Raw genomic sequence first — 25082 nt, forward strand, 5'->3', positions numbered from 1 at the left:
GCAACCATAAAAAACAACTCACCCATTCCGCATCAGCACCACCTTTTCTACGTCGATCCCGCGATCTATAAGCGCCGCGATAATCGCATTCAATTCAACTTTCTGTTCCTTCCGCCGTTTCAATTGATACAGGACATTTAAGCTGCGTTTAAAATCTTCCATTCGTTTTTCAGCAAGTTCAAAATTGTTTGTCATGAGTGCTTCGCCCGCCTTGCTTAAGCAGGTATGGCAACATCTGTAATGCTGAATAGCCGTGTCTAGGTCGTCCGGAAGAAAATCCGTGTTATTCATTTCACCCACCCTTTCGCTTTTAAAGTGGCTTGCCTTGATCGTTTTTCTTTTATCAGGCTGACGTGGTATTCTTTGGCCAGAATCATTTTGAAGTTTGCAATGGCAATCTCAGCGTCATCTAGTTCCCAGATCAACTGCTTGATCTGTTCAATGTCGTTTTTGTCAGCCTGGCTCGGAGACTTCAAAAGATTGATCTCTTTCAACTTTTGAAAAGCTTCCTTTGCCTCATTTGCCAGAAATTCCTTGAAGGCCAGCCGGTGCTGTTCAACCGCATCTCCATCCAAAACCGGAACTGTCAGCCCGTCGCTGAATTCGTAAAGAACCTGCATTTGGAAAATTGGATTGTCGTACATCTTAAGTGATTCTTTCGCCACATCCTGGTGCATAGGTCTTCTGTTGTTCTTGTAGTGGCTTATCATCCCCGGTGATACGTTAAGGTCAAAAGCAAGCTGTTCCTGGTTAAGCTCCTCCTGTTCCTGTAGTGTTTTGATCGCATCCCCTACATAAGCCTTCTCTTTCACCTTTTCTCCCCCGTTCTGTATTCAGTTGTGGATTTTTAAATACTTGTAAATCTATTAAGCTTAAGTCAGATGGCCTGATTGAAATATTTTGAGTTATCTTCAAGCCATCGCGTGTTTTTCTCGATCCACTTAAACAGCAAGTGGGTCGGGATCAAGACACCTGCTTCACGGAAAACCGGAAAATCTGGACGGTTAAGCAACTCGGAAGCTTTCGTGTCTTTGATCCGCAAAAGTTCCATGAATTCTTTCTTGGTTAGCATTGGCGGAAGCTCGTTTTTTCGGATCACATCAGCCATCGCCTTATCAATTTCCTGGCGAAGGATCTCACGGAACTGCTCGTCAGCAAAATCGACATTGATTTGAATCATTATCCGACCCTCCTTGGAATCCAGTTTTCAACATAATTTATGGCTGATTGGAGCTCTTTCCGTTTCACATCTTTATAGGATGCAACTGCGAAACGGTCTTTGATTTCCCGGTAGATTTCACGGAAGAGTTTTGACCGTGCGGCCGGATCACTCTCAAGCTCGTACACTTTAGAGGCGATCGCTTTTTGCAGTCTGCGTTGCTCGCCGTGATCCAGGGTAATCTGTTCTTCGACCTTTTGCTCGATTTCGTAAATTTTTTGGCCATGTTGTGTAATGACTTTTTGCATTTCGTCCTGACGTTCTGCAGTTTCAACTGTTAATTTCATTGATTGTATGAGTGCCGTGCGGTCATCTAGGACATGGATCCTTGATTTTTCCAATTGCTCTCGCATACGCTTGAATTCTTGGATAAACATGACTTTCATCTTCATGGCTTCCGGTGTGATATAAGCCATAACGACGAGTGTAAAGGCATCCTCAGTTAAATTGAATTTTCGATACTCCCGGCCGCGTTCGTTGGTGTAAGTTGACTCCTCAAAGTTGTGGAGTGAAAATTCTTGTTCACCTGCTTCTTGGAGCTTGGTTATTTGATTTTCAATATCCCGTAGTACAATGTCATGACGTTTTTCAAAGACTTCAGCAACAGTCAAGCTGTCAGTTACCGGTTGATTGTTATGAAGAAAAACCAGTTTTCCCATTAACATACCTCCTTCGTTTTATTACGTTCCTTATAGGAACATTCTTTGTCAAAAAAATATGTCCAATTGAAACCAAGAACTTTCGCAATACGTTTTGCTACCTGAACACTTGGCGTCTTTGTTCCGTTCTCAATATGAGTGTAAAAACTACGAGAAATCCCAGATTGCTTCGCCACTTCATCTTGAGTAAGGTGTATGTCGATGCGCTTGTCTTTTAGCCAAGTTCTCAATATGGCACCTCCTTTTGTTCCTATAAGGAACATCCTATGCTTTTATTATAAGTTCCTTAAAGAAACATGTCAACAGTTTTTTGATTCTTTTTGGAACATTTATTTCAAGTTTCTTTCAGTAACATTATAATTAAAATCAAGATAAACAGAAGAGATGTGATTCAAATGGACATTTTCGCAAAGCGCCTCAGATACTTACGAGAGCAGAAGAAAAAAGATGATAGCAAATTCACTCAAGGATATGTTGCAGATTTAATTGGTGTCGCTCGGTCGACGTATACTGCATATGAAAACGGAACAAAACAGCCACCTTTAGAAACAATAAACAAAATCGCAGATCTATTTGGTGTATCGTTCGACTATCTAACAGGAAGAACGAACGATAAAGGCATTAAGGATCAAAGTACTACATTAACTGATAAAGATGAACGTGACATTGCCAAACGAATGGAAAAGCTAAAAAAAGATTTGATGGAAGGTGCAAATGGAGAAGCATTGACTTTCAGAGGTGAGCCGATGAGTCCGGAAGCAATAGAATCTTTTTTAGATGCCATTGAATTTGCCGAACGGCAAGCAACAAGAGCTAACAAAAAATATGCCCCTAAAAAGTACAGAGGAAAAGAGTAGAATTTTTAGGGGGCCAATTTTATGATTTGGATAAAAAATAAAGTTGAACAATTAACAAAAACCTACAAAACAAATGATCCATTTGAACTTGCTGCTGCTATGAACATTCAGTTATATCAGTGGGATTTGCACAGCGAAATAATGGGGTTCTATAAGTACATTCGAAGGAATCGTTTTATATTTATTAATAGCAATCTAGTTGATGAAGATAAAAAGTTTACATGTTCGCACGAACTTGGGCATGCAGTATTGCATCCTAAGGTTAATACCCCTTTTCTAAGAGCTAACACATTTTATTCAATAGACAAAATCGAACGCGAAGCAAATGAATTCGCTGTCAATCTATTACTATATGATAAAAACTTGGAAGATTACGAAACTAAGTTTGATGTATTACGAGAAAATGGCATTCCATACGAGATGGAGAGATTTGTAAATTGAATTCTACCAAAATTTAAAAGGATATTAACAACGGACCAGATACTGGATCTTATCCTTAAGAAGCTAAGCTCACTGGAATCGGGTTAGAAAGAGCTTGGGCATAATAATGCTAGTTTATATAGATGTTACTAAATTATACTTGGGGGATTTGTATATGAAAAAACCAGGATGGATAGTAAGCAGCTCTATACTTTCTTTAGGATTAATTTTAACTGGATGTGGCAACGACAATACTGCATCAACAAACAAGCAGGAAAGTAAGAAGACAGAGGTTAAAGCAGAAACGAAGAAAGTTGAATCTAAAAAAGCAGATACAACAAAGAAAGAAGAAGAAAAAATTGATACTTCAGTATTTAAATACGCTAAAAAGGTTGAGGTTACAAATGCAATAGACCTAACTCAACATGTTACTATATTTGTTTATATGGATAAAAAATTATCACCAGGTTTAGCAACCCAACATGTGTTAAATCAAACATATGATCTCTTACAGCAAAAAGATGTCAGTAAGGCAAAAACAATAACGATTGTCGTAAAGCAAGGGGATCTGAAAATTTCCCAGTTTACTGTTAACAAACAAAAATTTGTTACTGACAATAATAAGCCAATGGTTAAATTAGTTCTTAACGCTTCAAAAATTGATTTTATGAACGATGATGTAAAACAATACGGCCAGTCAACGGGCCTTTGGTGATTGGATAATATAATCCTACAGCGATAATAACATTTTTCCAGATTCTTATTACAAAATATTAATCCGAACTCGAGGGAGTTAACATGAAGAAATTAGTTTCAGTTGTACTTGCTTTTGGTCTTATTTTTGGGGTATCACTTTCTGCTACTTATGATGTTAACGCTAAAACCGTAAAATATTACAAAAATTGCAAAGGCTTGAATAAAGATTACAAAGGCGGCGTTGCCAAGAATTCCAAGGTAAAAAACAAGGGCGGAAAAACACATTATAAGCCGTATGTATCAACTGCTTTGTACAATGCAAACCATAAACTTGACCGCGATAAAGATGGAATTGCATGTGAAAGATAAGGAGGGCCCCTCGGGGCTTTTTCTTAGATCATCAAACAGAACTTATATTCTAAGAACAAACATTCCAAACAAGGAGTAATCACCATGGATGACAATGACCAAAAAGAACCAGAAAAAACTGTACCGATTCCCGTACTATCCAAAATACACATCGTTAACGGCCGGATGATCGCCCTAGTAGAAGATGTGATCGACACGTCTATTGAATGGGTGAAAGACTAAAAGTAATTGTATTATTCAACCCCTACCAAACTACAAACTTATACACCTATGATTAGGCAAGGAGGTATTTTTATGCGGGAACCAAAAATCTATGAAACTGCTGGGGGGTACGGATTTAGGCTGGATGTTGGCATAGATCCCGTATCAGGAAAAAGAATTCAACGTAGATTCGGCCCCTACAAGAAAAAGACGGAAGCACGCCGGGCATTAAGCCAAAAACTTTATGAAATTTCATCAGGAAGTTATGTTGACTCACAGAATATTAAGCTCGGTGACTTTTTAAAACGTTGGTTGGAGCACAAGAGTAAGAATGTATCCAGTGGAACAATGGCAAACTATCGACCATTCGTGATGAATCACTTAATACCAAACTTGGGTAACATCAAAATGGACCAGCTAAAGCCAGGGCAAATACAAGAACTTTATGATGAATATGTTGAAGAAGAAACGCTGTCTAATCAATCTATTGTCCATATGCACAGGATTTTGAACAATGCATATAAAAAAGCTATCGAATGGGAGATTGTAACGAAAAACCCATGCACAGCTGTTAAGCCTCCAAAACCTGAAAAACATAGATTGCAGGTATGGGATGAAACAGAAGTACAGTTTTTCTTAGATATAGCAAAAGGAGACCGCTTCTACATTGCATTCCTTCTCGCTCTGTCTACCGGCATGCGTAAAGGTGAGATACTTGGTCTGCGATGGCAGGATATTGATTTTACGAATCAAATCATTTCCGTTAATCAAGCAGTAACCCGCAAAAAAAGTGGCGGCTACGAGATTGGTCCGCTTAAAACAGAAAAGAGCTACCGTAACATTTCCTTGTTTGATTATGTTATGGAAGAATTAAAAAACTACCGCCGCGAGCAAATGAAATTTAAAATGAAAAACCGTAAGACTTATGATGACCAGGATCTAGTGATCGCAAGCTCTACCGGTTCATTTATCTTACCTAGAAATTTAGATCGCAATTGGCTTGATCTACTCAAAAAATCAGCTTTAAAACCAATCCGTTTTCATGATATGCGCCATACGCATGCGACCATCCTGCTAAAGCAGGGAGTGCACCCAAAAGTCGTTCAGGAGAGATTAGGACACTCCTCAATTACGGTTACACTTGATACTTATTCGCACGTTTTGCCAAACATCCAAAAGGCAGCAGCTGAAAAATTTGGAGAACAGATTTTCGGAAATAAGCCGGATAGTAAACATGATATCCTTGGTTAATCCCGTCACGAATTTGGCACGAAAAAAATAAAAGGATATAAATTTTTGTGAATGTTTCCCAGCTGCTAATTTATAAAATGCTTTTAAAATCCTGCTTGTGAATGAACGCGAATATGTCTAAATATTTCTAAACGATTTCCTAAACCGTGCGTCGGAGGTTCGAGTCCTCTCGGGGCCGCTTAACAGCAACGCCCGCAGACCTTTAATAGCAAGGGTTTGCGGGCGTTTTGCATTTCTTCTGTGCAAAATCCGTACAAAATTATTTTGTTTCTGCAAAAGTGAGTGCCTTAACATTTGTGGGTGCGGGAGAATTCTTTCGGCGAAAAAATCTTTAAAAAATCCCATTATTTCCGTTTCCTTCTTATTTGTCAGAGAATCAGCCCATTTTCACTAAAATTCCCGCCACTGAGCTAAGCATGATCCGGATTCAGCGCCGTGATAAACATTTCGAAGAGAAATTGTGTGAAGAGAGCCAGCTGTATTGAGTAGAAAAAAGAGCAGGCCGAAACCTGCTCTTGCAGGCGTTCTTCTAAAAAAGATTTAACGAAAATAGGGGGGTATTTTTTGTTGTTAAACTTAAACACTTAATCGAAAACCTTTTTACGCCTGCATAACAAATTATAAGAAAATTGATTTATTTTGTCTAGATCTCCCATTTTTTTGGGAGACTTTTATTTTGTCAAATTTACAGCCCCCGCAAATTCGGGGGCTTTGAACTTTGCAGCAGACTCTAGGATGTAAAAGTATTTTACCCGGACTTCGATCATTTTACACACAATTTTTTACCTACGTAGGATTTGCTGTATAAGCAAAATCCCCAAATTTGGCATGGATGCTGACCGCTTTGGCAAAAATTTTTACAACAACTCCAGGGAAAAGCTAGCACTCGAAAACCGACTCAACGTATTAAGAAGACAAAATTACACATTTTCGCAAATGGATTCTTCTATACTTTGAGACAGGGCTTGCTGACAAATTGGGTACAAACTCAAAATCGGATTCGTTCAGCAAGCCCTCATGACTTCGCCTTTTAAAAAAAGTGCATAACGGAGGAAAATGGCGAGTTCAATGAATCAGCCCAAGCCGCATTGCTTTTACAGCGGCTTCCGTCCGGTTTCTAGCGTGAAGCCGCTTCATCAGGCTTGAGACATAATCCCGGACCGTATACTCGCTCAAATGCAGCATTTCCGCTGCTTCCGTCGTCGAGGCCCCGTCCGCCAAGAGCTGCAAAATATGGATTTCCCGGGCGGACAGCTGGACGAGTTCCGGCTGCTTTTCGTCCCACTGGTTCGCTTTTAAAAACTTGGCCAGCAGTTCACCTGCGCTCTGACCGAATTTCAACAGCGCCGTAAATGTGCTGCTGTCCACTTCAAAAAACTTCCCCGGCCCCTGGTCCAAAATGGCACCGCCAATTAACACCCCTTCTGACGGCACATAAATCGGGGCAACCACGACCGATTCCAGCTCAAACTCCTTCACATACTGCATCGGAAACTCTTCTGACGCTTTTGGGATATACAGCGGCTGGAAATGCTGTACCATATTTACCTGCTGCCCCTTCCCCAGCAATATTTTGGAAATGGAAGGGAAACGGTCGATCGTCTCCTTTATATTCCGGATTGCCGTATTGTTAAAATGGTAGCCGAACAGGCCGAATCCCGCGGCATCGCTCTGCGAATAACGGAACAGGGCACAGCGCTCAAACGGCAAATATTGTGCGTAACCAAAAGCGATGTTTTGGATCGCTTCATTTAAATCCTGGGAGCGCATAATCCATTCGTTAAATAAAATGACTGCATCTTTCCACTGGTCGCCCGCATATACTTTTCCGTTTCGTTCCTCCTCCATCTGCAACAAATGCATCGCATAGGTTAAAAACGGGATTGTGGCCGAAACATCCTGGTCGCTCATACAAAAAATCAACGTCTCGTTTTTCCACGGAACCGGAAACACATCCCGCCTTTCATCCGGTTTCCGGCGCGGCGTCCGCTTCAGCAGCGCTTCCGACAGCCAAAACCATGAAGGATCCGTCCGTTCAAACAGCCCGCTGTCAATCGCGTTCTCCTCCATCCCGATCACTTTCTTCAGCCGGTACCCCCCATCCACATGGCTGACCCTTGCAATCCACTCGATTCTGAGCTGCTCGGATTTGGTTAGCTGCTCACAAAATGAATCCATTTGAAAAGTTTCCTGTTTGGAAATGAGCAGCATTTCTTCGCAGATTTTCGAAAACAGGTACTGGACGGAAGGATGCAAATGAAAAGACCGGGTCGTGCTTTCTTTTATGGCTTTATGAACAGAGTTTTCAATCAGTGTTAAAATAAAGATGAGAACATGCGGTTCCGGCGGGCGGTGGAATTCCTTCACCCATTGCGACCGGATATCGTCAATCAGCGTCTCAACCGATTGCTGGCCGGAACGGAAAAAGGCGACAAAACAATTGAAAGCGAATTCAAAAGCATCCGCACTGCCTTTATGTGTTTCTCTCAAATACTGCAAAATTCCCGTACATTCCGCAATAATTTGCTGCTGGTGCGAGCGCAAAAGGTCCACTCCATGTTTCATGACCATGTCCATATGCGCATTTAACGACAGCGACACCTTTCTCCCTCCTTTGTCTAACCCCTTACCGGTCTTTTTTCCTATAATATTATCATAATCATGCCTGGTTGGCGCGCAAAAAAACATACCGGCTTTCCGACACGATATTTGTAGGCCATAAGCCATTGAATTCCCTACAATAATAGGAATATATTTTTTGTCCAAAATGAATAAAATAAAGAAAAATGTAAGCGATATCATTTGGCAAGGAAGGGATTTTTCACCTAAATATTTTAGCGTACCATCTTTTTTAAATGATCAAGTTTTAAAGGGGAGGATTGTTACATGAACGAAGGGGCATTAGTCTTACAAGGACAAGGGAGAACTTCAAAAAAATGGTTTTTTACCGCTCTGCTTTCAGGCCTTATTTTTTTGGGGGGACTTTTAGCTGTACTCGGCATTAACGGGGTTGCCGTTGCAGCAACTGTCGGCGGCATTGGCAAATTCAATGTTTCATTCAAACAAATGCAAGGTACCGGGTTTAAATTATACGGGAGTTTATACGGGGATCCATCCAAAGGGGAGGACCATGTCAAACCGGTCTTTGTCAATGAAATTGATAAAGTGACGATCCAGGACTTGGTTATTTCAAAAGATGTTAAGATTCCGGTTCTTGGCGATTACCAGGTGAAAATTACGGCGGGCGACGGAAACACACCTGTACACCTTAATGGGCTGATTCAAAAAGCTGCGCTTGTCCAGGGGGATGCAGTCTTCACCAATATGAATATTTCAGAAAATTATGTCACTGCTGATGACCCTCAAGCCGCTTCAAAGGCTTTTACACAAGGGGCAGATACTTTAACAATCAAAAACGGCAGCCTGGATACACATTACCTATTCCAAAAAGTCGCGAATCTTCCGAACCTGAAAGTACAGTTTGTCAAAAAATAGGCTTTTCTTCAAGGAGTGATCATAATGGGCAAGTTCCATATGTTCCGCATGAAATTTAGAAACTGGAGAAGAAGCCGGCCATTCTGGGGGGCAACGTTTACGTTGCTCTCCGGGATGATCATTTTATATGTGCCGGTTCAACTTCTTGAAATTGCAGCTGCGCCCGGAAGCATGGTGTCGATCGGCCTCATTTTCGGTGGCTTGATTTTTCTGATCGGCGGAATGGGTTATTTTTTCCCAAAATTTAATATGGTGTTCGGCATTTTGGCCATTTTTCTGTCTGTCCTTTCCATCATGGGGGCGATGGGCGGATTTTTCATTGGAACCCTGCTCGGTATAATCGGCGGGTCTTTATCTGTTTCATGGCGGGTAATCAGGCAGGAGGAAGTGCCGGCTGGTGTGGGCCCGATGGAAGAAATTGCCGCAGGGAGTGCAGAAGAAAGATAAAGACTATACACAGAAATGGTGAGGCAAGTGAAGAAAACAAAATCTTTCCTATTGACAGCCGCATTTATTGCATTTAATTTTTGCTTTTTTACAAACATTTCAGTGGCTGAATCCCCCGTAACAGACGGCTTCATCATTGAAGCAGACCGCGTGGAAGGCGCGATGCTTCCGCCCGGGATTACAGCAGGCGATACAGCGACAAAACAAAATCAGGTCATGCTCCGCCTGCAGTATGCGGATGTCACCATTTACGGCCTGAAAATCACAAAAGTGCTGCAAACGCCTGAGGGACCGGTGACGATCCATATGAATGCCCCCGGCCCGATTCAATTGAAAAATATGCGGGTCGATGCCACAAAGGTGAACTTTGGCGGCATTTACGTTCCGGAAAAAGCCGGACAGATCGGCATGAAAAACGTCCGCCTTGTTGCCCATCAACAGCTTGCTGACAATGCCGATCTGCCGGGTCTTAACCTATCGATGGAAACCGGCGCAGCCGATATTGACACTTCCGGTTCAGATGAGGAAACATTGCGAAAGCAGGCTGATCAGCTGACACAACTGCTGCAGGGCGGCACTCCTGAAAAAAACAAAGAAGAAAAAAACGACAAGTCTGATACGGCTGATAAAGCGAAGGATGGCACGCAGGATAAAGCGAAAACAGAAAAACAGGATACAGAAAAACATAACGATGCGAAAACGGATGGCAAGGTTACGGATCAAAATAAAAATAAGGAATCAGAAAACACAGATGATACAAAATTGGACAACACTGGCACAGAACCTGCTTCCGGTCAGAAAACGGAAAAGAATCGCACCACTACAAAGACTGCTCAGGATCAGAGCAGCACAGATCAAAATGTTCAACAAAAAGAAGGCAGCAGCGCCGGAAATTAGGGGCGCACTGCCTTCTTTCCCATTATTGGAATAATCCCCGGATCGCGTCAAAGATGTTTTGGAAAAAGTCTTTTACGCTTTGCCAAAAATCTTTGTCTCCGGCCGCTTTGTTGATCTTATCGCTCAGTTTGTCGGACAAGGAACTCAATTCGCTTTTGACCGAACCAAAATTGATGTTGAGCTTACGCATCTGGTCGAATAAATCATACAGCAGCTGGCGGTCGGAATCGCTCAAATTGATGTTTAAATCCTTCAATTTATCATCAACGATTTTTTCAATATCTTCTTTTGTTGCCGGATGCTGGTTTGCAATTTCCTGCTTAATTTCCGTAAGAAGCTGGGTCACTTGATCATTGCTTAACCCTTCCTTTTTCGCCAGATCCGTCGCGACACTCAGTTCCTGGCTGGCCACTTCCGTCCGGTCTGAATTAAGTTTATCTCCGGATTTATCCGAATTGTCGTAAGCTTTATAAATACCGACAAGCGCTGAATGTCCGGTTACTTTGAGCGGGGAAGCCACTCCCACTTCCGCATTTTTAATTCCAGCAGTGAGCAGCGCATTTTTATACATATCTGCCGTTACTTCTGTAATATTTTCCGGTGTTACAATATTCACCTGGATACCGCCGGAATCCGTTCTTGTAATTTTTGCGGATGAATACATGTTCGAATTGCGGTTGCCGTCAGGGATGTAATGGACAAGATCATCGCCGGTTACGGTAATCTCTTCGACATTGTTTGCATCATCCACGCCAAGTTCCTTTTCCACCTCTGCTTTTTGCGAGGCAGAAAGAGCCGCGCCTGTCGCAACGATCGGTTTCCCGTATTTTTCATCGATCACTGTACTGTTATCGCCGGACGCTTTTGCCACGCCGTTCATGGTGAACCCAAGCGCAATCATAGCGATGAACCAGATCCATCCCAATCTTTTTAGCATTCTTTTTTTCCTCCCTTTTTGAAATGTTGCGGGCTTGCCGCGCTGCCATTTCAAAAGCCTTCAAACCTGCTCATCATGATGCATCATTTCTATTATACACGATTGCACCTTCCGTTTTCCCTAAAAATATGATGAGAAAACCAGGGCCTAGTGTGGGGGAAATGCAACAATTTTAACATGTACGGAAAATTTATTTAGAGCGCCCCTATGTTAAGATAGGCGGCTAAATTTACGGGATTCCTTCACTTAGAACGCCTATGTTAAGATAGACACGATTTTTCTCCAGCTTCCTTAACATAGAACGTCCCAACGTTAAGATAGACACAATTTTTCATGCCCTTCCTTCACTTAGAACGCATCTACTTTAAGATAGACGTTGATTTTCACGTGCTTCCTTTACTTAGAGCGCCTCTATGTGAAGATAGACATGATTTTTCTCCAGCTTCCTTAACATAGAGCGCCCCTATGTGAAGATAGACGCAATTTTTCATGCCCTTCCTTCACTTAAAACGCATCTACTTTAAGATAGATGCAGACTTTCACGTTCTTCCTTAACATAGAAAACCTCTACGTTAAGATATGCCCCGCCGTCCTCTTCCTTCACTTCAATGCCCATGCCGCAACAAAGGCGGCATGGGCAAATTAGTTTCGACTATATAAAGTAAACTTGGACCCCAGCACGTTTTTTTGCAGCTCGGCGGTCATCCGAACAATATCCGGATCCGGTCTAACGATGGATTTTGCCTGTTGATTGTGGATGGCATATACCGGTTTCGCCTCCGATTGTGCCTGCGTCATCTCCCACTTCTCTCCCTTTTTTTCCAAAGTGAGACTGATCACGCCGAGATGACTCCCCCACTTGCCGGGCATTACTGCTGGCACGCCATTGATTGTCCCTTTCCGGATATCGACGCCGGGGACGCCGGCAAAAAATTCGCTTGGGAACACCCGATGCTGATGCCCAAACAGAATAGCATCGATCCCTTTTACCTCGCTTAATAAATAAACGGCATCGCCTGTATAAAACGGTTGTTTCGCAGCCGGATCCACACCACAATGGGCAAGCGCGATGATCAGGTCGGCTCCTTCCGCCTTCATTCGCGGGACAAACCAGGCAGCCGTATGCAGGATGTCCTTTGCTTTGACTTTGCCGCCAAGGCTCGGTTTTTCCCATTCAATGACTGAAGGCGTAACAAATCCGATGACCCCGATTTTCAGATGATGATGGTGCCCGCTCCGGTCTTCCACTTTTTTATCCAGAATCACATAGGGTTTGAAAAAATTTTGGTCATCTGTATCATTTTTTTCGAAATTATAGTATATATTGGCATTTACAAACGGAAACTTTGCTCCATTGATCGTCTGTTTCAAAAAATCAAGTCCGTAATGAAAATCATGATTGCCCACGGTCGCTGCGTCGTAATTTAAATGATTCATCACGCGGATAAACGGATGAATTTCCCCCTTTTTTAACGGTCGACGGGCAACATAAGCAGCCATTTCGTTCCCTTCAAGTAAGTCCCCATCATCAAACAGCATCGTATTTTTTGCCGTCTTCCTCTCCGCTGCAATGAGTGAAGCCGTAAGAGCAAGGCCATAAGTCTCCGCCTCAGTGCGAGCGGCATAATCATAATTCAGCATATAGCCGTGCAAATCCGATGTCTCCAGCAAACGCAAGTCGACAGTGGCCCGTTTCGATTGAAACCAAAAAGCCGCATCCGCATGTTCCGTCCGGGGAAAAAGAGCGAGGGACAGTACCGCTACCCACAGTAGCATTTTTTTGTCCATCTTTATCCCTCCAAAAAATCAATACATGCTGCTGTGAATAGTTTGTGCCCTAGGGCGCTCATTATTTCAGTCCAACCGGTAACAATCCTTGGAAAGAGAGGCACAATTTTTCCCGACAAAAATCTGTATCGCTCCAAAATCAAAGCCGATCAGGGTAAACATTGCTTCTGGCGACACATCAAGAAGGAGTTCAACTTATATGGATGAAGTTTTCACACCGAGTCCGAGCGCCAATTTGCATGATGACTCCAGTAGGCAACAGAGCTAGCATAATTTGATGGAAATGTAAAAAACTACCGACGTTCTTTACTCGCAAACAAAAAAGGCGCGCTGCCTCTATTCCGGCAGTGCACCTTTTTTAACTTCATCGCTCATCTTAAGATTCCGTTACATATTTGTGATCTTTGGAATCGTGCCCGCCGCCGCTGATTTCGGCAAGGTACGCTTCTGCTTTTTCTTTATCATATTTTCCTTCCCATTTTGACACAATAATGGTTGCAAGCGTATTGCCAACGACATTGCAGGCTGTTCTTGCCATATCCAGAATACGGTCAATGCCAGCAATAAATGCTAAGCCTTCAAGCGGAATCCCGACCGTCCCCAGCGTCGCCAAAAGGACAACGAATGAAACTCCTGGAACACCGGCGATGCCTTTTGATGTAACCATCAGCACAAGCACCAGCGAAATTTGCGCACCGATGGACATGTGAATCCCGTACATTTGCGCGATAAACAGCGCCGCCAGCGACTGGTACAAGGTCGAGCCGTCCAGGTTGAATGAGTACCCCGTCGGAATCACCAGTGTGGTGATCGATTTCGGGCAACCGAATTTTTCCATTTTCTCCATGAGCCTTGGCAGCACCGCTTCCGAGCTTGCAGTGGAATAAGCAAGGATCAATTCGTCTTTCAGGATTTTGAAGAGATTGAAAATATTTACGCGGAAAAGCCAGGCAATCAGGCCAAGCACGACAACCACAAAGAAAATAATCGTGCCGTAAACCGTGAAAACAAGCTTGCTTAGCGGAATCAATGACTTGAGGCCGAATTGTGTAACGGTTACACCAATCAGGCCAAATACACCGATCGGAGCCACTTTCATGACCAAATTAGTGACATAAAACATCGCTTCACTGACACCCTGGAAAAAGCGGAGCACCGGTTTTCCTTTTTCCCCGATGGCTGCCACCCCAATCCCGAACATGACAGAGAAGAAAATGATTGGAAGCATATTCCCTTGTGAAAGGGATTCAAACAAGTTCGTCGGCACGATACTTAAAATCGTATCGACTATGCCATTGTGTTGCGTCTCTTTTGTTGTTTCCACATAGCTGCTGATCGATGTTTTTGCCAATGAGCCCATATCCACCCCTGTCCCCGGATGAAACAAGTTTCCGGCCAGCAGTCCTACTACAATCGCGATGGTCGTGACAATTTCAAAATAAATCAATGCTTTCAGGCCAAGCTTTCCAACCTGTTTCATATCGCCTGCGCCGGCAACACCGACAATCAAGCTTGAAACGACAATCGGAATCACAATCATTTTAATCAAGCGCAAAAAGAAGTCGCCAAACGGCTGGAGAATATGGGCCACGGTGTCATTGCCGTGGAAAATGCCGCCAATCGCAATACCTAGTATCAGGCCGATAAAAATCTGCCAGGCTAAGCTCACTCTTTTCATGAAGTTTCCCTCCCAGATGCCAATATTTTTCAAAAAGCGCAGTACGCAAGCTGCATACCGGATTGTTTGTAAAACTCAAATCGCAAGTCCTGCCAGTTTCCGGCTTTACCCCGAAAACCAAATTTGTGGATTAAAAAAACCACGAAAGAGAGAAATTCCTTCGCAGCATTTTTGCTTAAAAGGCGTGTCCAAAAAACACACACAGTTCTCTCCAGACGCTTACGAGGTTAGCTGACGGATTAGGGAATAAAGAGTTTCCCTACCTTTCAATGAAAGGTTTCACCCCTGGTGCATAGAACACCTGTTGGTTCCCCCGTTTACATAAACATGTAATTGAGCGATGATATGAAGTTTTTAAAAAATAAAAAAACAACTCATCCTTCTTCAATGTTTTAGCGTCCTTTGCCATTATATAATATTTTAATATAATATAGCAAATAAATTTTTTATAGGGAGGGCTCGGGCGCGATCGCGTTGCATATCCGACAATTCGGTATGGGTAAAACTTTACTGGAAGAGGCGAATGAGTGAAAAAAAGGGCAGGCACTCTATTACCGAAATGTACACAGCTAAATGAACATCTAGAGAGTGTTCTTCTCATGGATTATGAAAGGAGTCTTATTGACCGGAAATAGCATTCCACTCCTCAATTTGTTAAAATAGAGCCAGTTGATACTTTGTGAAAAGAGGTACATTATGACACTTTTTTATTTTGTGCGCCATGGCCAGACAGAATGGAACGCCGACCGGAACAGATATTGCGGGAGAAGCGATATCGGTTTGTCGCAGACGGGCGTGCGGCAGGCGGAACTGGCGGCAGGCGTTTTAAAGGACATTCCTTTTGATGTTGTTTATGCATCCACATTGGGCCGTGCTGTCCATACGGCGGAAATACTTGTTAAGGGGCGGAATTTGAAAATCCATCAAGATCCACGTCTTGTCGAAACGGACTTCGGTGCCTGGGAAGGAGAACGCCAGGAAGATTTTACCGTAAAATATGCGGATAATTGGGAGGCCTGGCTAAAAGATCCGGGTGCGACACATGCGGGTTATACGGGGGAAACGGCCGTCCAGGTCTATAACCGTGTCCGTGCCTGTATCGATGAGCTGGTGGAGAAACATCCGGAAGAAACCGTTCTTGTTGTTGCCCACAGCATGGCAATCCGCTTTTTCGTCGCCGGAACCCTTGAAGTCCCGTTTAAAAATTACCGGATGATCCCACAAGACAATACTGGAATTACGATTTATAAAGAGACTCCGGAAAACGCCGGATTTCTGGCCATTAATCTTAATACGCACTTATCTTCCATAAAATATTGAGAGTTGCACCTATGCTGTAGAACCCTGCCCATGCCGGTTGAACAATGGAACCGCATGGGCAGAGGCTATATTGGGGCTGGGGCATTTTGAACGTAAGCTACAATGCTTTTTTATAATTGATTTCCTCTAAACCTGGGATAAGGTTGGTGGACATGAACGTCATGTAAAGGAAAACAGGGAATGTCGATTTTATAAAGGCATGGAACTGTCCTGCCTGCTTGAAGGGGTTACGAACCGTGGACTTGATAAAGAGACTGACCGCTTATCCGGACTTATCTTTGCCCGCATAAGCCGGTTCAACGTATAGAGAAGGTAGCATCCCCCATTTGCGACAGAGGCATCCTTCTATATATTGAGGCAAAGCCAGAATGGAATTCGTTCAGCAAACCTTTTGCGTGCCAGTATGGGACTAGCGTCGTTAACGGTGTTATGGAAGGGTGGGTAAATAGACCCGTCATTTTAATGAAAGCGTTTACAATTTAAAAAGGGGTTAAAACAGCATCGTTTTCATGCTAAACTGGAAGGGAGACTGTAAAAAAAGAGCCTGGAGACCATATTACTCTTACTTTGAATTTGGGAATAGTAAGTAAGAATTATGAGAAAATAGGGGGGTATTTTTTGCTGAAGCATCTATTTTCTTTGTGTCTCCGGCTCTTTGTCAACTTTTTGTACAGATGCTCATCAACAAAATAATTTCTATACACTTATATTATACACAATTATTTTGGAAGTCAACCATCTTTTTTGATTTTTTTTAAGGAGCAGTAGCAATGGCCGATCATGGGAATGAAAACATGGAAAACGTTAAAGAAATATTCGCAGCCCGATTGAAAAAAGTGCGGACAGCTCAAGGCTACAGCCAGCCTGAACTTGCGAAAAAAGTCGGGGTAAGCGACCGGAACATTTCGAACTACGAAACTGGATACAGTTTTCCTTCTATTAAGGTGCTATACCGAATTTCGCAAGTGTTGAAAGTTTCAATTGATTATCTTTTGGGCCTTACCAACCATGCCGGCCTGAAGACAAATGAAGCGGTCAGTAATCCGGAAAAGAAACTGCTTGAAACGTTGAGCCATGAGCCGGATTTATACCAAATGATGCTGAAAGATCCTGAGAAAATGGCAAACCGGATTTATCAGACTTGGAATTTGATCAGGGAACTGGACGACGAGGATGACAGAAATACATAATCGGGGGCTGCTGAATAAGGAAAGCCCTGGTCCCGGTTCCAGGAACTATAAAAACAAGAGTTACTTTACAAAAAGGGTTTGTCACTGGTATCTGCGCGTTCAGCGCCACTTTTCGGGTCTAAGGTTGATGGAAGGAACAAAGAAGGCGGCATCAACCAGATTTGCGGCTGAGCGAACCAGATACAAGGCTTTGTCTGGTTTGCTCAGCAAGTATTCATTAGGGAGCGACTTGATGATCCTAGGGATCGCAAATACAGCAAACGATTTCAATCCACGCCCCCATGTAGGGAGCGACCTTGACTGCTTATACAAGATCATTCTATCTCCGCATTTCAATCCACGCCCCCATGTAGGGAGCGACTGGGTTTCTGGTTAACACAAAGGGCCCACGCCTAATTTCAATCCACGCCCCCATGTAGGGAGCGACTTGACCGGGGCTGACGGCGGAGCTGGATTACACGATTTCAATCCACGCCCCCATGTAGGGAGCGACCCCTTCCAACGGTTTTAACTTTTGCTTTGGGCGTATTTCAATCCACGCCCCCATGTAGGGAGCGACGTTTGATGCTAGAAATATTTCATCTGATTTAGTTATTTCAATCCACGCCCCCATGTAGGGAGCGACAACGCGAGCTTGTCATTTTTGCGGAGCGCGTTAAATTTCAATCCACGCCCCCATGTAGGGAGCGACGCAAGCTAACTAAGAAAACTAAATATGGCTCCAAATTTCAATCCACGCCCCCATGTAGGGAGCGACAATTAAAGCCGGCGCCTGGACGCGCTTAACAGCGATTTCAATCCACGCCCCCATGTAGGGAGCGACGCGATATGTTTTCAAAAGTAAAATCTTTTAGCTCATTTCAATCCACGCCCCCATGTAGGGAGCGACTGCACAGCAGGAGCGGGACCGGATCGATGCCTGGATTTCAATCCACGCCCCCATGTAGGGAGCGACCAAAACGAACGGTATCCGAGGATGCGCCAATCCAATTTCAATCCACGCCCCCATGTAGGGAGCGACGCTTTGTCCCATCAACGTTGCCAATATATTCCTATTTCAATCCACGCCCCCATGTAGGGAGCGACAATGCTATAAAATTGCAAGCAACATTGGCGTGGGATTTCAATCCACGCCCCCATGTAGGGAGCGACTCGGTTGCTTTGGTTCCTCTTTCAATTTTAATAATTTCAATCCACGCCCCCATGTAGGGAGCGACCAGCGCTTATGCCAGCCCTACGGAGACGACCAGAATTTCAATCCACGCCCCCATGTAGGGAGCGACTATACCGACAAAGATGTGCTTTCCGCATCGCTTATTTCAATCCACGCCCCCATGTAGGGAGCGACTGCAGACCCGGTAGAATGTGCGCGAGAGGCTATATTTCAATCCACGCCCCCATGTAGGGAGCGACCATTTTGTTTTGTATGCGGAACGACCGAAAACCTAATTTCAATCCACGCCCCCATGTAGGGAGCGACCATTGACCGAATTGGTACATTAAAAAATCCAATAATTTCAATCCACGCCCCCATGTAGGGAGCGACACAGAGGACTCAGCAGTACGTATGGCGGACTTTATTTCAATCCACGCCCCCATGTAGGGAGCGACGTCCAGACCCTAGCACCAGCTCTATGTCGGAATCATTTCAATCCACGCCCCCATGTAGGGAGCGACCCATCCCATGCCTGCTGGCGCAAACTTTATACAGGATTTCAATCCACGCCCCCATGTAGGGAGCGACGTATTAAACCAGGATTCCCATTCTTGTTGATATTATTTCAATCCACGCCCCCATGTAGGGAGCGACGTAGATCAAGTTCTAGCACAACGAGGCATTCAACATTTCAATCCACGCCCCCATGTAGGGAGCGACGGATATCTGGCGGGAGACACTGCAAAAAGACCTAATTTCAATCCACGCCCCCATGTAGGGAGCGACGGGACTTTTGACGGATTATGACACTACTGTCGATATTTCAATCCACGCCCCCATGTAGGGAGCGACTGAGCACCCTTTATTAATCGTTTATCCCATGAAATTTCAATCCACGCCCCCATGTAGGGAGCGACTCCGCAGGTGACAGATCGATATGAGTACCTTGCGATTTCAATCCACGCCCCCATGTAGGGAGCGACTAGCTTCTACGGGCCGTATAAACCGTCTAAAAATATTTCAATCCACGCCCCCATGTAGGGAGCGACGTTTAAGACCGGCGTTAACCCTTGCGGCCTTTAAAATTTCAATCCACGCCCCCATGTAGGGAGCGACGTCTATTTGCTGTTCGTTAATGGCATCTAGGCGGATTTCAATCCACGCCCCCATGTAGGGAGCGACGATATGATTTTTGTCGATCCGCCGTGGAATCTTGATTTCAATCCACGCCCCCATGTAGGGAGCGACATTAAAAAATTTAAGCATATTAGTTCCTGTACTATTTCAATCCACGCCCCCATGTAGGGAGCGACTAAGATCTATTCCGCAGTATGCCGCAGGTACAGATTTCAATCCACGCCCCCATGTAGGGAGCGACGGGGACAACATTGGACGGTCGGACGGCGCATGCTATTTCAATCCACGCCCCCATGTAGGGAGCGACCGCTCTTTCATATGTTGCAAATCCACCGCGTTTATTTCAATCCACGCCCCCATGTAGGGAGCGACGAGAGAGGCATTTATTTTAAAGTACATGGGAGAGATTTCAATCCACGCCCCCATGTAGGGAGCGACCTGTATCAAGTGTCACAACGAGATCCACGGAAAAATTTCAATCCACGCCCCCATGTAGGGAGCGACAATGATAACATTAGTCCTTTGCCTTACAATCGTTATTTCAATCCACGCCCCCATGTAGGGAGCGACAATCAACATCATATCTCATTGCAATTTTCCTAGTATTTCAATCCACGCCCCCATGTAGGGAGCGACTTTGGCTGGGGATGATGTTGTAGAGATTGATGGTATTTCAATCCACGCCCCCATGTAGGGAGCGACGCGCTGTGTCAGTTGCTTTTCCGGCATCTCCAGAATTTCAATCCACGCCCCCATGTAGGGAGCGACACAAACCATGGTTCGCCATCTTTTAAAATGGTACATTTCAATCCACGCCCCCATGTAGGGAGCGACTTGGTGGTCTCCACGCCGAATCTGTAAAAGCCTGATTTCAATCCACGCCCCCATGTAGGGAGCGACTTACGGAAAGCACCTAGACGATATGGATTTAACGATTTCAATCCACGCCCCCATGTAGGGAGCGACGATGTAGATTGACGATACCATACGTAACTTTTATATTTCAATCCACGCCCCCATGTAGGGAGCGACGTCTATTCGCTGCTCGTTAATGGCATCTAGGCGGATTTCAATCCACGCCCCCATGTAGGGAGCGACACGGCAGGCGGTCGTCGAAGTCGAGCCCTGGACGATTTCAATCCACGCCCCCATGTAGGGAGCGACCTGATTGTTTCGATTGTCGTAATGATTCAGTACAGATTTCAATCCACGCCCCCATGTAGGGAGCGACATTTTCAATGATAATCCTTCTATTTTCAAGTATGATTTCAATCCACGCCCCCATGTAGGGAGCGACGTCTGCGTCCCAGATGCCGTTAATCCCGTACTTTGCATTTCAATCCACGCCCCCATGTAGGGAGCGACCTTCGTAATGGCTTCGTAAGGCGCAAGCGTATATATTTCAATCCACGCCCCCATGTAGGGAGCGACACTTCGACCACGGGCCGGTTAATCCGATCGTAATATTTCAATCCACGCCCCCATGTAGGGAGCGACAGAACAGCACGCCTTTGCTATCGCTTTGCTCAATATTTCAATCCACGCCCCCATGTAGGGAGCGACTCGAGTTCATTCCGCAGCACTTTCGTGATGCCTTCATTTCAATCCACGCCCCCATGTAGGGAGCGACCAAAGCGAAATGGTATATCGACAAGGCTATCGCGATTTCAATCCACGCCCCCATGTAGGGAGCGACCAGCGCGCTTGATGGAGATACTATACGACAAGCCATTTCAATCCACGCCCCCATGTAGGGAGCGACTGAACCATACGTATTTGTTACTTGACGAATCCCAATTTCAATCCACGCCCCCATGTAGGGAGCGACATGATAACATTAGTCCTTTGCCTTACAATCGTTATTTCAATCCACGCCCCCATGTAGGGAGCGACCATGCGGACGTTACCGCGCAGTTGGCGGATATTATTTCAATCCACGCCCCCATGTAGGGAGCGACGAGGCATTTGCGATTGTCGAGCATGCCGTTAAGATTTCAATCCACGCCCCCATGTAGGGAGCGACGCAGATTTACGGGCCCGTGAAAGACCGGGATTGATTTCAATCCACGCCCCCATGTAGGGAGCGACACGATAAATTCCCGGCCCTGGCGTTTGTTTATATTTCAATCCACGCCCCCATGTAGGGAGCGACCCACCCTTCGTAAACTTTTTGAAAATTTTGGCTATTTCAATCCACGCCCCCATGTAGGGAGCGACCACATGAAAGAGGTATCAAAAGGTGGAATCTAATATTTCAATCCACGCCCCCATGTAGGGAGCGACAACAGCTTATATAAAAGATAAAATTGCAGTGATCATTTCAATCCACGCCCCCATGTAGGGAGCGACAGCGGAATTTGGTCAAAAAGGCGAATGTACGTTTTTAAAACAACCAAATTTCGCCATTTCCTCTGATAAACAAAGGACTATTTTTCCACATTTAACCAATATATGTAAAATATTGGTTAGCATATTGGTGCGAACACACGGGAAAATCGTGTGCACTACACCTTCGCACTAAAAGATCAAGGGGTCTTCTAAATCCAAAGATGGTTTTGCCCCGATATGCATTACTTTATTTTTATAGTTGTTTCCCAACTGATAAAATCTCAGGCTATCTTCATCTGGGTCAATAATATTAGACAGTTCAATCTTCAAAGAGGCAAATTGTGTTGCATCAACGAAACACTCAAAAACGGAATTCTGGACACGCTGGCCATAGTTTTGACAAACTTTCGCTACTTTTCTTAACCTCTTCTGCCCTGCTCCGGTCAAAGTACTCACATCATAAGTAATGACAACAAGCAAAATTTTCCACCTACTTCCACAGAAAAGGAGGATACTCATCTAAATCTCCTCTTAAAAACCGGGCCAACAACAGAGCTTGTGCATGGGGAACCAGTCCCCATGAAATCTTTTCTCCAAGAAACGGATGAGTAATCTTTTCCTGTTTTTTATTTTGCCAAGCTTTTAGAAACTTTTTTCTTGCTTCATCTGTCATAATGACGGTTCCATTTTCCTTTTTTAAAAAATCATCTTTATTGATTACCTTGGTATTGATTAATGAAAGTACAAAACGGTCCGCATACACACCTCTTAATTCTTCCATTAAGTCCAGAGCAAGTGAAACCCTGCCCGGTCTGTCTTGGTGCATAAATCCAACATAGGCATCAAGACCTACTCCTTCCAGTGCGGAAGCTGTGTCATTTGCCAGTAATGTATAAGCAAAGGACAACATGGCGTTCACGTTATCCAAAGGCGGCCGGCGTGAACGGTGATGAAAGAAAAAATCATCTTTTTGCTGTAGAATCATTTGGTCAAATAATTTATTGTAATTGATGGCAGCCTGTCCTTCTAACCCCCTCAATGTTTCTAAACTATCGCATAGTCTGACCTGTTTGATAATGGCGGATAAAAACCGGGAAACATCCTTAAATTGCGTAACATCAATACGCAACGGATAATCTCTTGTCATTCTTTCAAGAATCCATTTTTGGTTGTATATCTTCCCGATAATAAAATTCCTGGCAATTTGAACCGAAGCGATTTCATCATCTGAGATACGGTATTGTTTTTTTCGCAAAACAACATTTCCCCTGCTTTTACCAATTACTCTGGCAAGAAAGCGGCCATTCATTGTAAAGAAAATGAGAGAAATATTCCTTTCGGCGCAATACCCCATTAAGGCAGGGCTGACCCCTGTATAGCCAAAAGCAACGACCGATTCCAAATTGTGCAGTGGCAGTCGCCCCAATTGTTCCTTCTCTTTTAAAAGCACAATATTGTCTCCATCCAAGGATAAATAAACTTCCGGCTGCGTAATAAATAAAGTGTTCAGGAGTTTTTTCACTCATTTATCTTCCCTTCTATATAACTGGAAACAGCACGTTTACGAATGATATTCGGCAAACAAATATTCTGGAGGGAACATTGGTTGCAGAAGGGGCCGGTTTTTACTTTTGGCGTATAACGGCGTTGATAGTAATCTTGCATCTCAGCAGCAATCTTTCTAACTTTATTTTTTTCATCCAAGGTTATCGGAATTTCAATCCGGCGTTTGATTTCGTTATAAAAAATATAGCCCTTGTTAACCTCACATAGAAGCATTTCCTCAAGACACATCGCCTGCGCAACAAGCTGTAAAATATCCGAATCATTCTTTTTCGGTTTGCCGCGTTTGTATTCAACCGGATAAGGAATATATTTTCCTTCATTCCCATAAATTTCAACGCCATTCTTATCCTTCACAAATTCAACAACATCACATATTCCAGTCAATTTCAATTCATTTGATTTAATTGGCATTGCCCGGACAATTAATTTACTACCTCGCTTTTCACGGATAAAGGGGCTATCCGTTTTTTGATGGATATTTTGCCCCTCAACCGTTCTTACATTTTCTTCCCACGCTTGCTCTATATGAATCAATGCCCATTGCCGCTTGCAAAATTGAAAATGTTGAATACCCGACAACATTAAGTATTCATCTTCATCAAATGCCATCGATGACGTCAACCTTTAAACCGCTCAATTCATTTAAAGTAATTTCATAGTCCTCAAACGTTTTAGGATTATCCACAAGTGGTGTAACAGCTAATGACCGATGCACTTTCGCCGACGAATACTGACCCAATTTGGACTGGTGTTCCCACCAATACACTTTTTTGACTTCCATGCTCCCTTCAGGACGTGCAGAAGAAGCATCATTTTCAAATAACGTGACTAAGGCCTGCTTGATTTTTTCAGCATCTTCATTGGAAAATCCTGTTTTTTCAGCTAACTGGGGATTGATACTCCCATATAATACATAGACACCAAAGTCTACGCGGTGTTTCATTCCCATAGTGTCGGAACCCCGGTCTTTACCAGGCTCAGAGTTTACACTTTTGGTAATTTGCATGCTTGTAATATCAATTGGGGATACACTGGTAGCAGTATGGATTGAAACAGGGCCTCTTACCCCTACAGATACACCTTTATTGCCGGATCCTTTAAATGCAAATACTTGGCCGAAACTGCGGACATCAATCCACTCTTGGCATGCGATAGCAGCAAAAGTTTCACCTGATCCGTCTTTGGACTTAAAAATCTTATTCAATTCCGGATTCGCATCCGCCCGTTCTTTTAAACTGTTGTACGAATCATTTTTTCGATCGTTTGATTGCACAAAAATTGATTCGCCCATGTCTTGTAGACGGTTTCTGATTTTGCGTTTAATCGCAACATCAGAAATTTCCCCGTAACCATCATAATTTTGGCGCGGACGATTCCCATTTAACGGGTCACCATTCGGGTTCGCTTTTGTAACAGACAACACAACGGCAAAATCAATTTTATGATCTAAAGCTGACATAGTTTAGTCTCC

Annotated in this window: 24 protein-coding genes, 1 CRISPR repeat array and 1 riboswitch; of the genes, 11 read left to right on the forward strand and 13 right to left on the reverse strand. The window is 43.9% G+C overall.

Going from position 1 to position 25082, the window contains the following annotated elements; genetic code table 11:
* Window positions 1-18: 18 nt before the first annotated feature.
* The 5 genes from NST70_RS13820 to NST70_RS13840 form a co-directional block, all read right to left on the reverse strand.
* A complete protein-coding gene (locus NST70_RS13820) occupies window positions 19-291 on the reverse strand; it encodes a hypothetical protein (protein WP_342475359.1) in 273 nt (90 codons plus the stop codon).
* The gene (locus tag NST70_RS13825) at window positions 288-812 is read right to left on the reverse strand and encodes an XRE family transcriptional regulator (protein WP_328196962.1); all 525 of its coding nucleotides are present in this window, start codon (window positions 810-812) and stop codon (window positions 288-290) included. Before NST70_RS13825 ends, NST70_RS13820 begins: the two co-directional genes overlap by 4 nt.
* 65 nt (window positions 813-877) lie before the next feature.
* Window positions 878-1180, reverse strand: a complete 303-nt coding sequence (locus NST70_RS13830) for a DNA-binding protein (RefSeq protein ID WP_342399614.1) — start codon at window positions 1178-1180, stop codon at window positions 878-880.
* The gene (locus NST70_RS13835; RefSeq protein ID WP_342475361.1) at window positions 1180-1878 is read right to left on the reverse strand and encodes a Rha family transcriptional regulator; all 699 of its coding nucleotides are present in this window, start codon (window positions 1876-1878) and stop codon (window positions 1180-1182) included. The genes NST70_RS13830 and NST70_RS13835 overlap by 1 nt, the downstream gene beginning before the upstream one ends.
* Complete coding sequence (locus tag NST70_RS13840) at window positions 1878-2108, reverse strand: helix-turn-helix transcriptional regulator (protein ID WP_342475363.1); 231 nt, start codon at window positions 2106-2108, stop codon at window positions 1878-1880. The genes NST70_RS13835 and NST70_RS13840 overlap by 1 nt, the downstream gene beginning before the upstream one ends.
* Before the next feature lie 171 nt (window positions 2109-2279).
* On the opposite strand from NST70_RS13840, the gene NST70_RS13845 reads away from it, so the two are divergent.
* The 6 genes from NST70_RS13845 to NST70_RS13870 all read left to right on the forward strand — a co-directional run bounded on the left by NST70_RS13845 (window position 2280) and on the right by NST70_RS13870 (window position 5672).
* Window positions 2280-2735, forward strand: a complete 456-nt coding sequence (locus tag NST70_RS13845; RefSeq protein ID WP_342476228.1) for a helix-turn-helix transcriptional regulator — start codon at window positions 2280-2282, stop codon at window positions 2733-2735.
* Between the two features lie 21 nt (window positions 2736-2756).
* The gene (locus tag NST70_RS13850; protein WP_342475365.1) at window positions 2757-3176 is read left to right on the forward strand and encodes an ImmA/IrrE family metallo-endopeptidase; all 420 of its coding nucleotides are present in this window, start codon (window positions 2757-2759) and stop codon (window positions 3174-3176) included.
* A 154-nt stretch (window positions 3177-3330) separates the two neighbouring features.
* Window positions 3331-3870: a hypothetical protein gene (locus NST70_RS13855; protein ID WP_328229244.1), complete on the forward strand. Its 540-nt coding sequence runs from the start codon at window positions 3331-3333 to the stop codon at window positions 3868-3870.
* Window positions 3871-3953: 83 nt separating this feature from the next.
* Window positions 3954-4220: an excalibur calcium-binding domain-containing protein gene (locus NST70_RS13860; RefSeq protein ID WP_328229243.1), complete on the forward strand. Its 267-nt coding sequence runs from the start codon at window positions 3954-3956 to the stop codon at window positions 4218-4220.
* An 84-nt stretch (window positions 4221-4304) separates the two neighbouring features.
* Window positions 4305-4442: a hypothetical protein gene (locus tag NST70_RS13865; protein ID WP_342475367.1), complete on the forward strand. Its 138-nt coding sequence runs from the start codon at window positions 4305-4307 to the stop codon at window positions 4440-4442.
* A 72-nt stretch (window positions 4443-4514) separates the two neighbouring features.
* On the forward strand, window positions 4515-5672 hold the full coding sequence (locus NST70_RS13870) for a tyrosine-type recombinase/integrase (RefSeq protein ID WP_342475368.1): 1158 nt from the start codon (window positions 4515-4517) through the stop codon (window positions 5670-5672).
* A gap of 1065 nt (window positions 5673-6737) precedes the next feature.
* Here the strand turns inward: NST70_RS13870 and NST70_RS13875 are convergent.
* On the reverse strand, window positions 6738-8273 hold the full coding sequence (locus NST70_RS13875; RefSeq protein WP_014097217.1) for a response regulator transcription factor: 1536 nt from the start codon (window positions 8271-8273) through the stop codon (window positions 6738-6740).
* A 285-nt stretch (window positions 8274-8558) separates the two neighbouring features.
* Here NST70_RS13875 and NST70_RS13880 point away from each other — a divergent pair, with 285 nt between their 5' ends.
* From NST70_RS13880 to NST70_RS13890, 3 genes are read left to right on the forward strand one after another with little or no spacing between them, the layout of a single operon-like run.
* Window positions 8559-9167 carry a DUF6230 family protein gene (locus NST70_RS13880; RefSeq protein ID WP_014097216.1) on the forward strand — a complete coding sequence of 203 codons (609 nt, stop codon included), beginning with the start codon at window positions 8559-8561 and terminating at the stop codon, window positions 9165-9167.
* 24 nt (window positions 9168-9191) lie between these two features.
* Window positions 9192-9614, forward strand: coding sequence for a DUF6114 domain-containing protein (locus NST70_RS13885; RefSeq protein ID WP_017551460.1), 423 nt, complete (start codon window positions 9192-9194; stop codon window positions 9612-9614).
* A 27-nt stretch (window positions 9615-9641) separates the two neighbouring features.
* Window positions 9642-10511: a hypothetical protein gene (locus NST70_RS13890; RefSeq protein ID WP_328228775.1), complete on the forward strand. Its 870-nt coding sequence runs from the start codon at window positions 9642-9644 to the stop codon at window positions 10509-10511.
* A 22-nt stretch (window positions 10512-10533) separates the two neighbouring features.
* On the opposite strand, the gene NST70_RS13895 is transcribed toward NST70_RS13890, so the two are convergent.
* From NST70_RS13895 to NST70_RS13905, 3 genes are all read right to left on the reverse strand, one after another.
* Entirely contained in the window at window positions 10534-11448 is a 915-nt protein-coding gene (locus NST70_RS13895; protein ID WP_211062252.1) for a DUF1002 domain-containing protein, read from the reverse strand.
* 642 nt (window positions 11449-12090) lie between these two features.
* Complete coding sequence (locus tag NST70_RS13900) at window positions 12091-13236, reverse strand: metallophosphoesterase (protein ID WP_026684954.1); 1146 nt, start codon at window positions 13234-13236, stop codon at window positions 12091-12093.
* 376 nt (window positions 13237-13612) lie between these two features.
* Window positions 13613-14914 (reverse strand): cation:dicarboxylase symporter family transporter, encoded by a 1302-nt coding sequence (locus tag NST70_RS13905; protein ID WP_026684953.1) that lies wholly within the window; start codon window positions 14912-14914, stop codon window positions 13613-13615.
* 202 nt (window positions 14915-15116) lie between these two features.
* A riboswitch (cyclic di-AMP (ydaO/yuaA leader) is annotated at window positions 15117-15264 on the reverse strand.
* A 346-nt stretch (window positions 15265-15610) separates the two neighbouring features.
* Between NST70_RS13905 and NST70_RS13910 the strand changes: the two genes are divergently transcribed.
* Together NST70_RS13910 and NST70_RS13915 are read left to right on the forward strand one after the other, a co-directional pair.
* Entirely contained in the window at window positions 15611-16234 is a 624-nt protein-coding gene (locus tag NST70_RS13910) for a histidine phosphatase family protein (RefSeq protein WP_061087047.1), read from the forward strand.
* Between the two features lie 770 nt (window positions 16235-17004).
* A complete protein-coding gene (locus NST70_RS13915) occupies window positions 17005-17424 on the forward strand; it encodes a helix-turn-helix transcriptional regulator (RefSeq protein WP_035183676.1) in 420 nt (139 codons plus the stop codon).
* Between the two features lie 197 nt (window positions 17425-17621).
* Window positions 17622-22066: a CRISPR direct-repeat array (repeat unit 32 nt; unit sequence ATTTCAATCCACGCCCCCATGTAGGGAGCGAC).
* A gap of 168 nt (window positions 22067-22234) precedes the next feature.
* Here NST70_RS13915 and cas2 read toward each other — a convergent pair.
* The 4 genes from cas2 to cas7c are packed head-to-tail and all read right to left on the reverse strand — an operon-like array spanning window position 22235 to window position 25070.
* Window positions 22235-22525 (reverse strand): CRISPR-associated endonuclease Cas2, encoded by a 291-nt coding sequence (gene cas2 / locus NST70_RS13920; protein ID WP_026684595.1) that lies wholly within the window; start codon window positions 22523-22525, stop codon window positions 22235-22237.
* Window positions 22526-22535: 10 nt separating this feature from the next.
* Window positions 22536-23567 carry a type I-C CRISPR-associated endonuclease Cas1c gene (gene cas1c / locus NST70_RS13925; protein WP_061565731.1) on the reverse strand — a complete coding sequence of 344 codons (1032 nt, stop codon included), beginning with the start codon at window positions 23565-23567 and terminating at the stop codon, window positions 22536-22538.
* Window positions 23564-24220: a CRISPR-associated protein Cas4 gene (cas4, locus tag NST70_RS13930; protein WP_026684593.1), complete on the reverse strand. Its 657-nt coding sequence runs from the start codon at window positions 24218-24220 to the stop codon at window positions 23564-23566. Before cas4 ends, cas1c begins: the two co-directional genes overlap by 4 nt.
* Window positions 24210-25070: a type I-C CRISPR-associated protein Cas7/Csd2 gene (gene cas7c, locus NST70_RS13935; protein WP_026684592.1), complete on the reverse strand. Its 861-nt coding sequence runs from the start codon at window positions 25068-25070 to the stop codon at window positions 24210-24212. Before cas7c ends, cas4 begins: the two co-directional genes overlap by 11 nt.
* Window positions 25071-25082: the final 12 nt, after the last annotated feature.

The organism is Weizmannia sp. FSL K6-0777, assembly GCF_038593185.1.
GTDB lineage: Bacteria > Bacillota > Bacilli > Bacillales > Bacillaceae_C > Weizmannia > Weizmannia faecalis.

Bases quoted from the DNA above. Each gene is read 5' to 3' on its own strand.
- NST70_RS13820 (WP_342475359.1), bottom strand. From the start codon at position 291: ATGAATAACACGGATTTTCTTCCGGACGACCTAGACACGGCTATTCAG.
- NST70_RS13830 (WP_342399614.1), bottom strand. From the start codon at position 1,180: ATGATTCAAATCAATGTCGATTTTGCTGACGAGCAGTTCCGTGAGATC.
- NST70_RS13835 (WP_342475361.1), bottom strand. From the start codon at position 1,878: ATGGGAAAACTGGTTTTTCTTCATAACAATCAACCGGTAACTGACAGC.
- NST70_RS13850 (WP_342475365.1), top strand. From the start codon at position 2,757: ATGATTTGGATAAAAAATAAAGTTGAACAATTAACAAAAACCTACAAA.
- NST70_RS13855 (WP_328229244.1), top strand. From the start codon at position 3,331: ATGAAAAAACCAGGATGGATAGTAAGCAGCTCTATACTTTCTTTAGGA.
- NST70_RS13860 (WP_328229243.1), top strand. From the start codon at position 3,954: ATGAAGAAATTAGTTTCAGTTGTACTTGCTTTTGGTCTTATTTTTGGG.
- NST70_RS13865 (WP_342475367.1), top strand. From the start codon at position 4,305: ATGGATGACAATGACCAAAAAGAACCAGAAAAAACTGTACCGATTCCC.
- NST70_RS13870 (WP_342475368.1), top strand. From the start codon at position 4,515: ATGCGGGAACCAAAAATCTATGAAACTGCTGGGGGGTACGGATTTAGG.
- NST70_RS13880 (WP_014097216.1), top strand. From the start codon at position 8,559: ATGAACGAAGGGGCATTAGTCTTACAAGGACAAGGGAGAACTTCAAAA.
- NST70_RS13885 (WP_017551460.1), top strand. From the start codon at position 9,192: ATGGGCAAGTTCCATATGTTCCGCATGAAATTTAGAAACTGGAGAAGA.
- NST70_RS13895 (WP_211062252.1), bottom strand. From the start codon at position 11,448: ATGCTAAAAAGATTGGGATGGATCTGGTTCATCGCTATGATTGCGCTT.
- NST70_RS13900 (WP_026684954.1), bottom strand. From the start codon at position 13,236: ATGGACAAAAAAATGCTACTGTGGGTAGCGGTACTGTCCCTCGCTCTT.
- NST70_RS13905 (WP_026684953.1), bottom strand. From the start codon at position 14,914: ATGAAAAGAGTGAGCTTAGCCTGGCAGATTTTTATCGGCCTGATACTA.
- NST70_RS13910 (WP_061087047.1), top strand. From the start codon at position 15,611: ATGACACTTTTTTATTTTGTGCGCCATGGCCAGACAGAATGGAACGCC.
- NST70_RS13915 (WP_035183676.1), top strand. From the start codon at position 17,005: ATGGCCGATCATGGGAATGAAAACATGGAAAACGTTAAAGAAATATTC.
- cas4 (WP_026684593.1), bottom strand. From the start codon at position 24,220: ATGGCATTTGATGAAGATGAATACTTAATGTTGTCGGGTATTCAACAT.
- cas7c (WP_026684592.1), bottom strand. From the start codon at position 25,070: ATGTCAGCTTTAGATCATAAAATTGATTTTGCCGTTGTGTTGTCTGTT.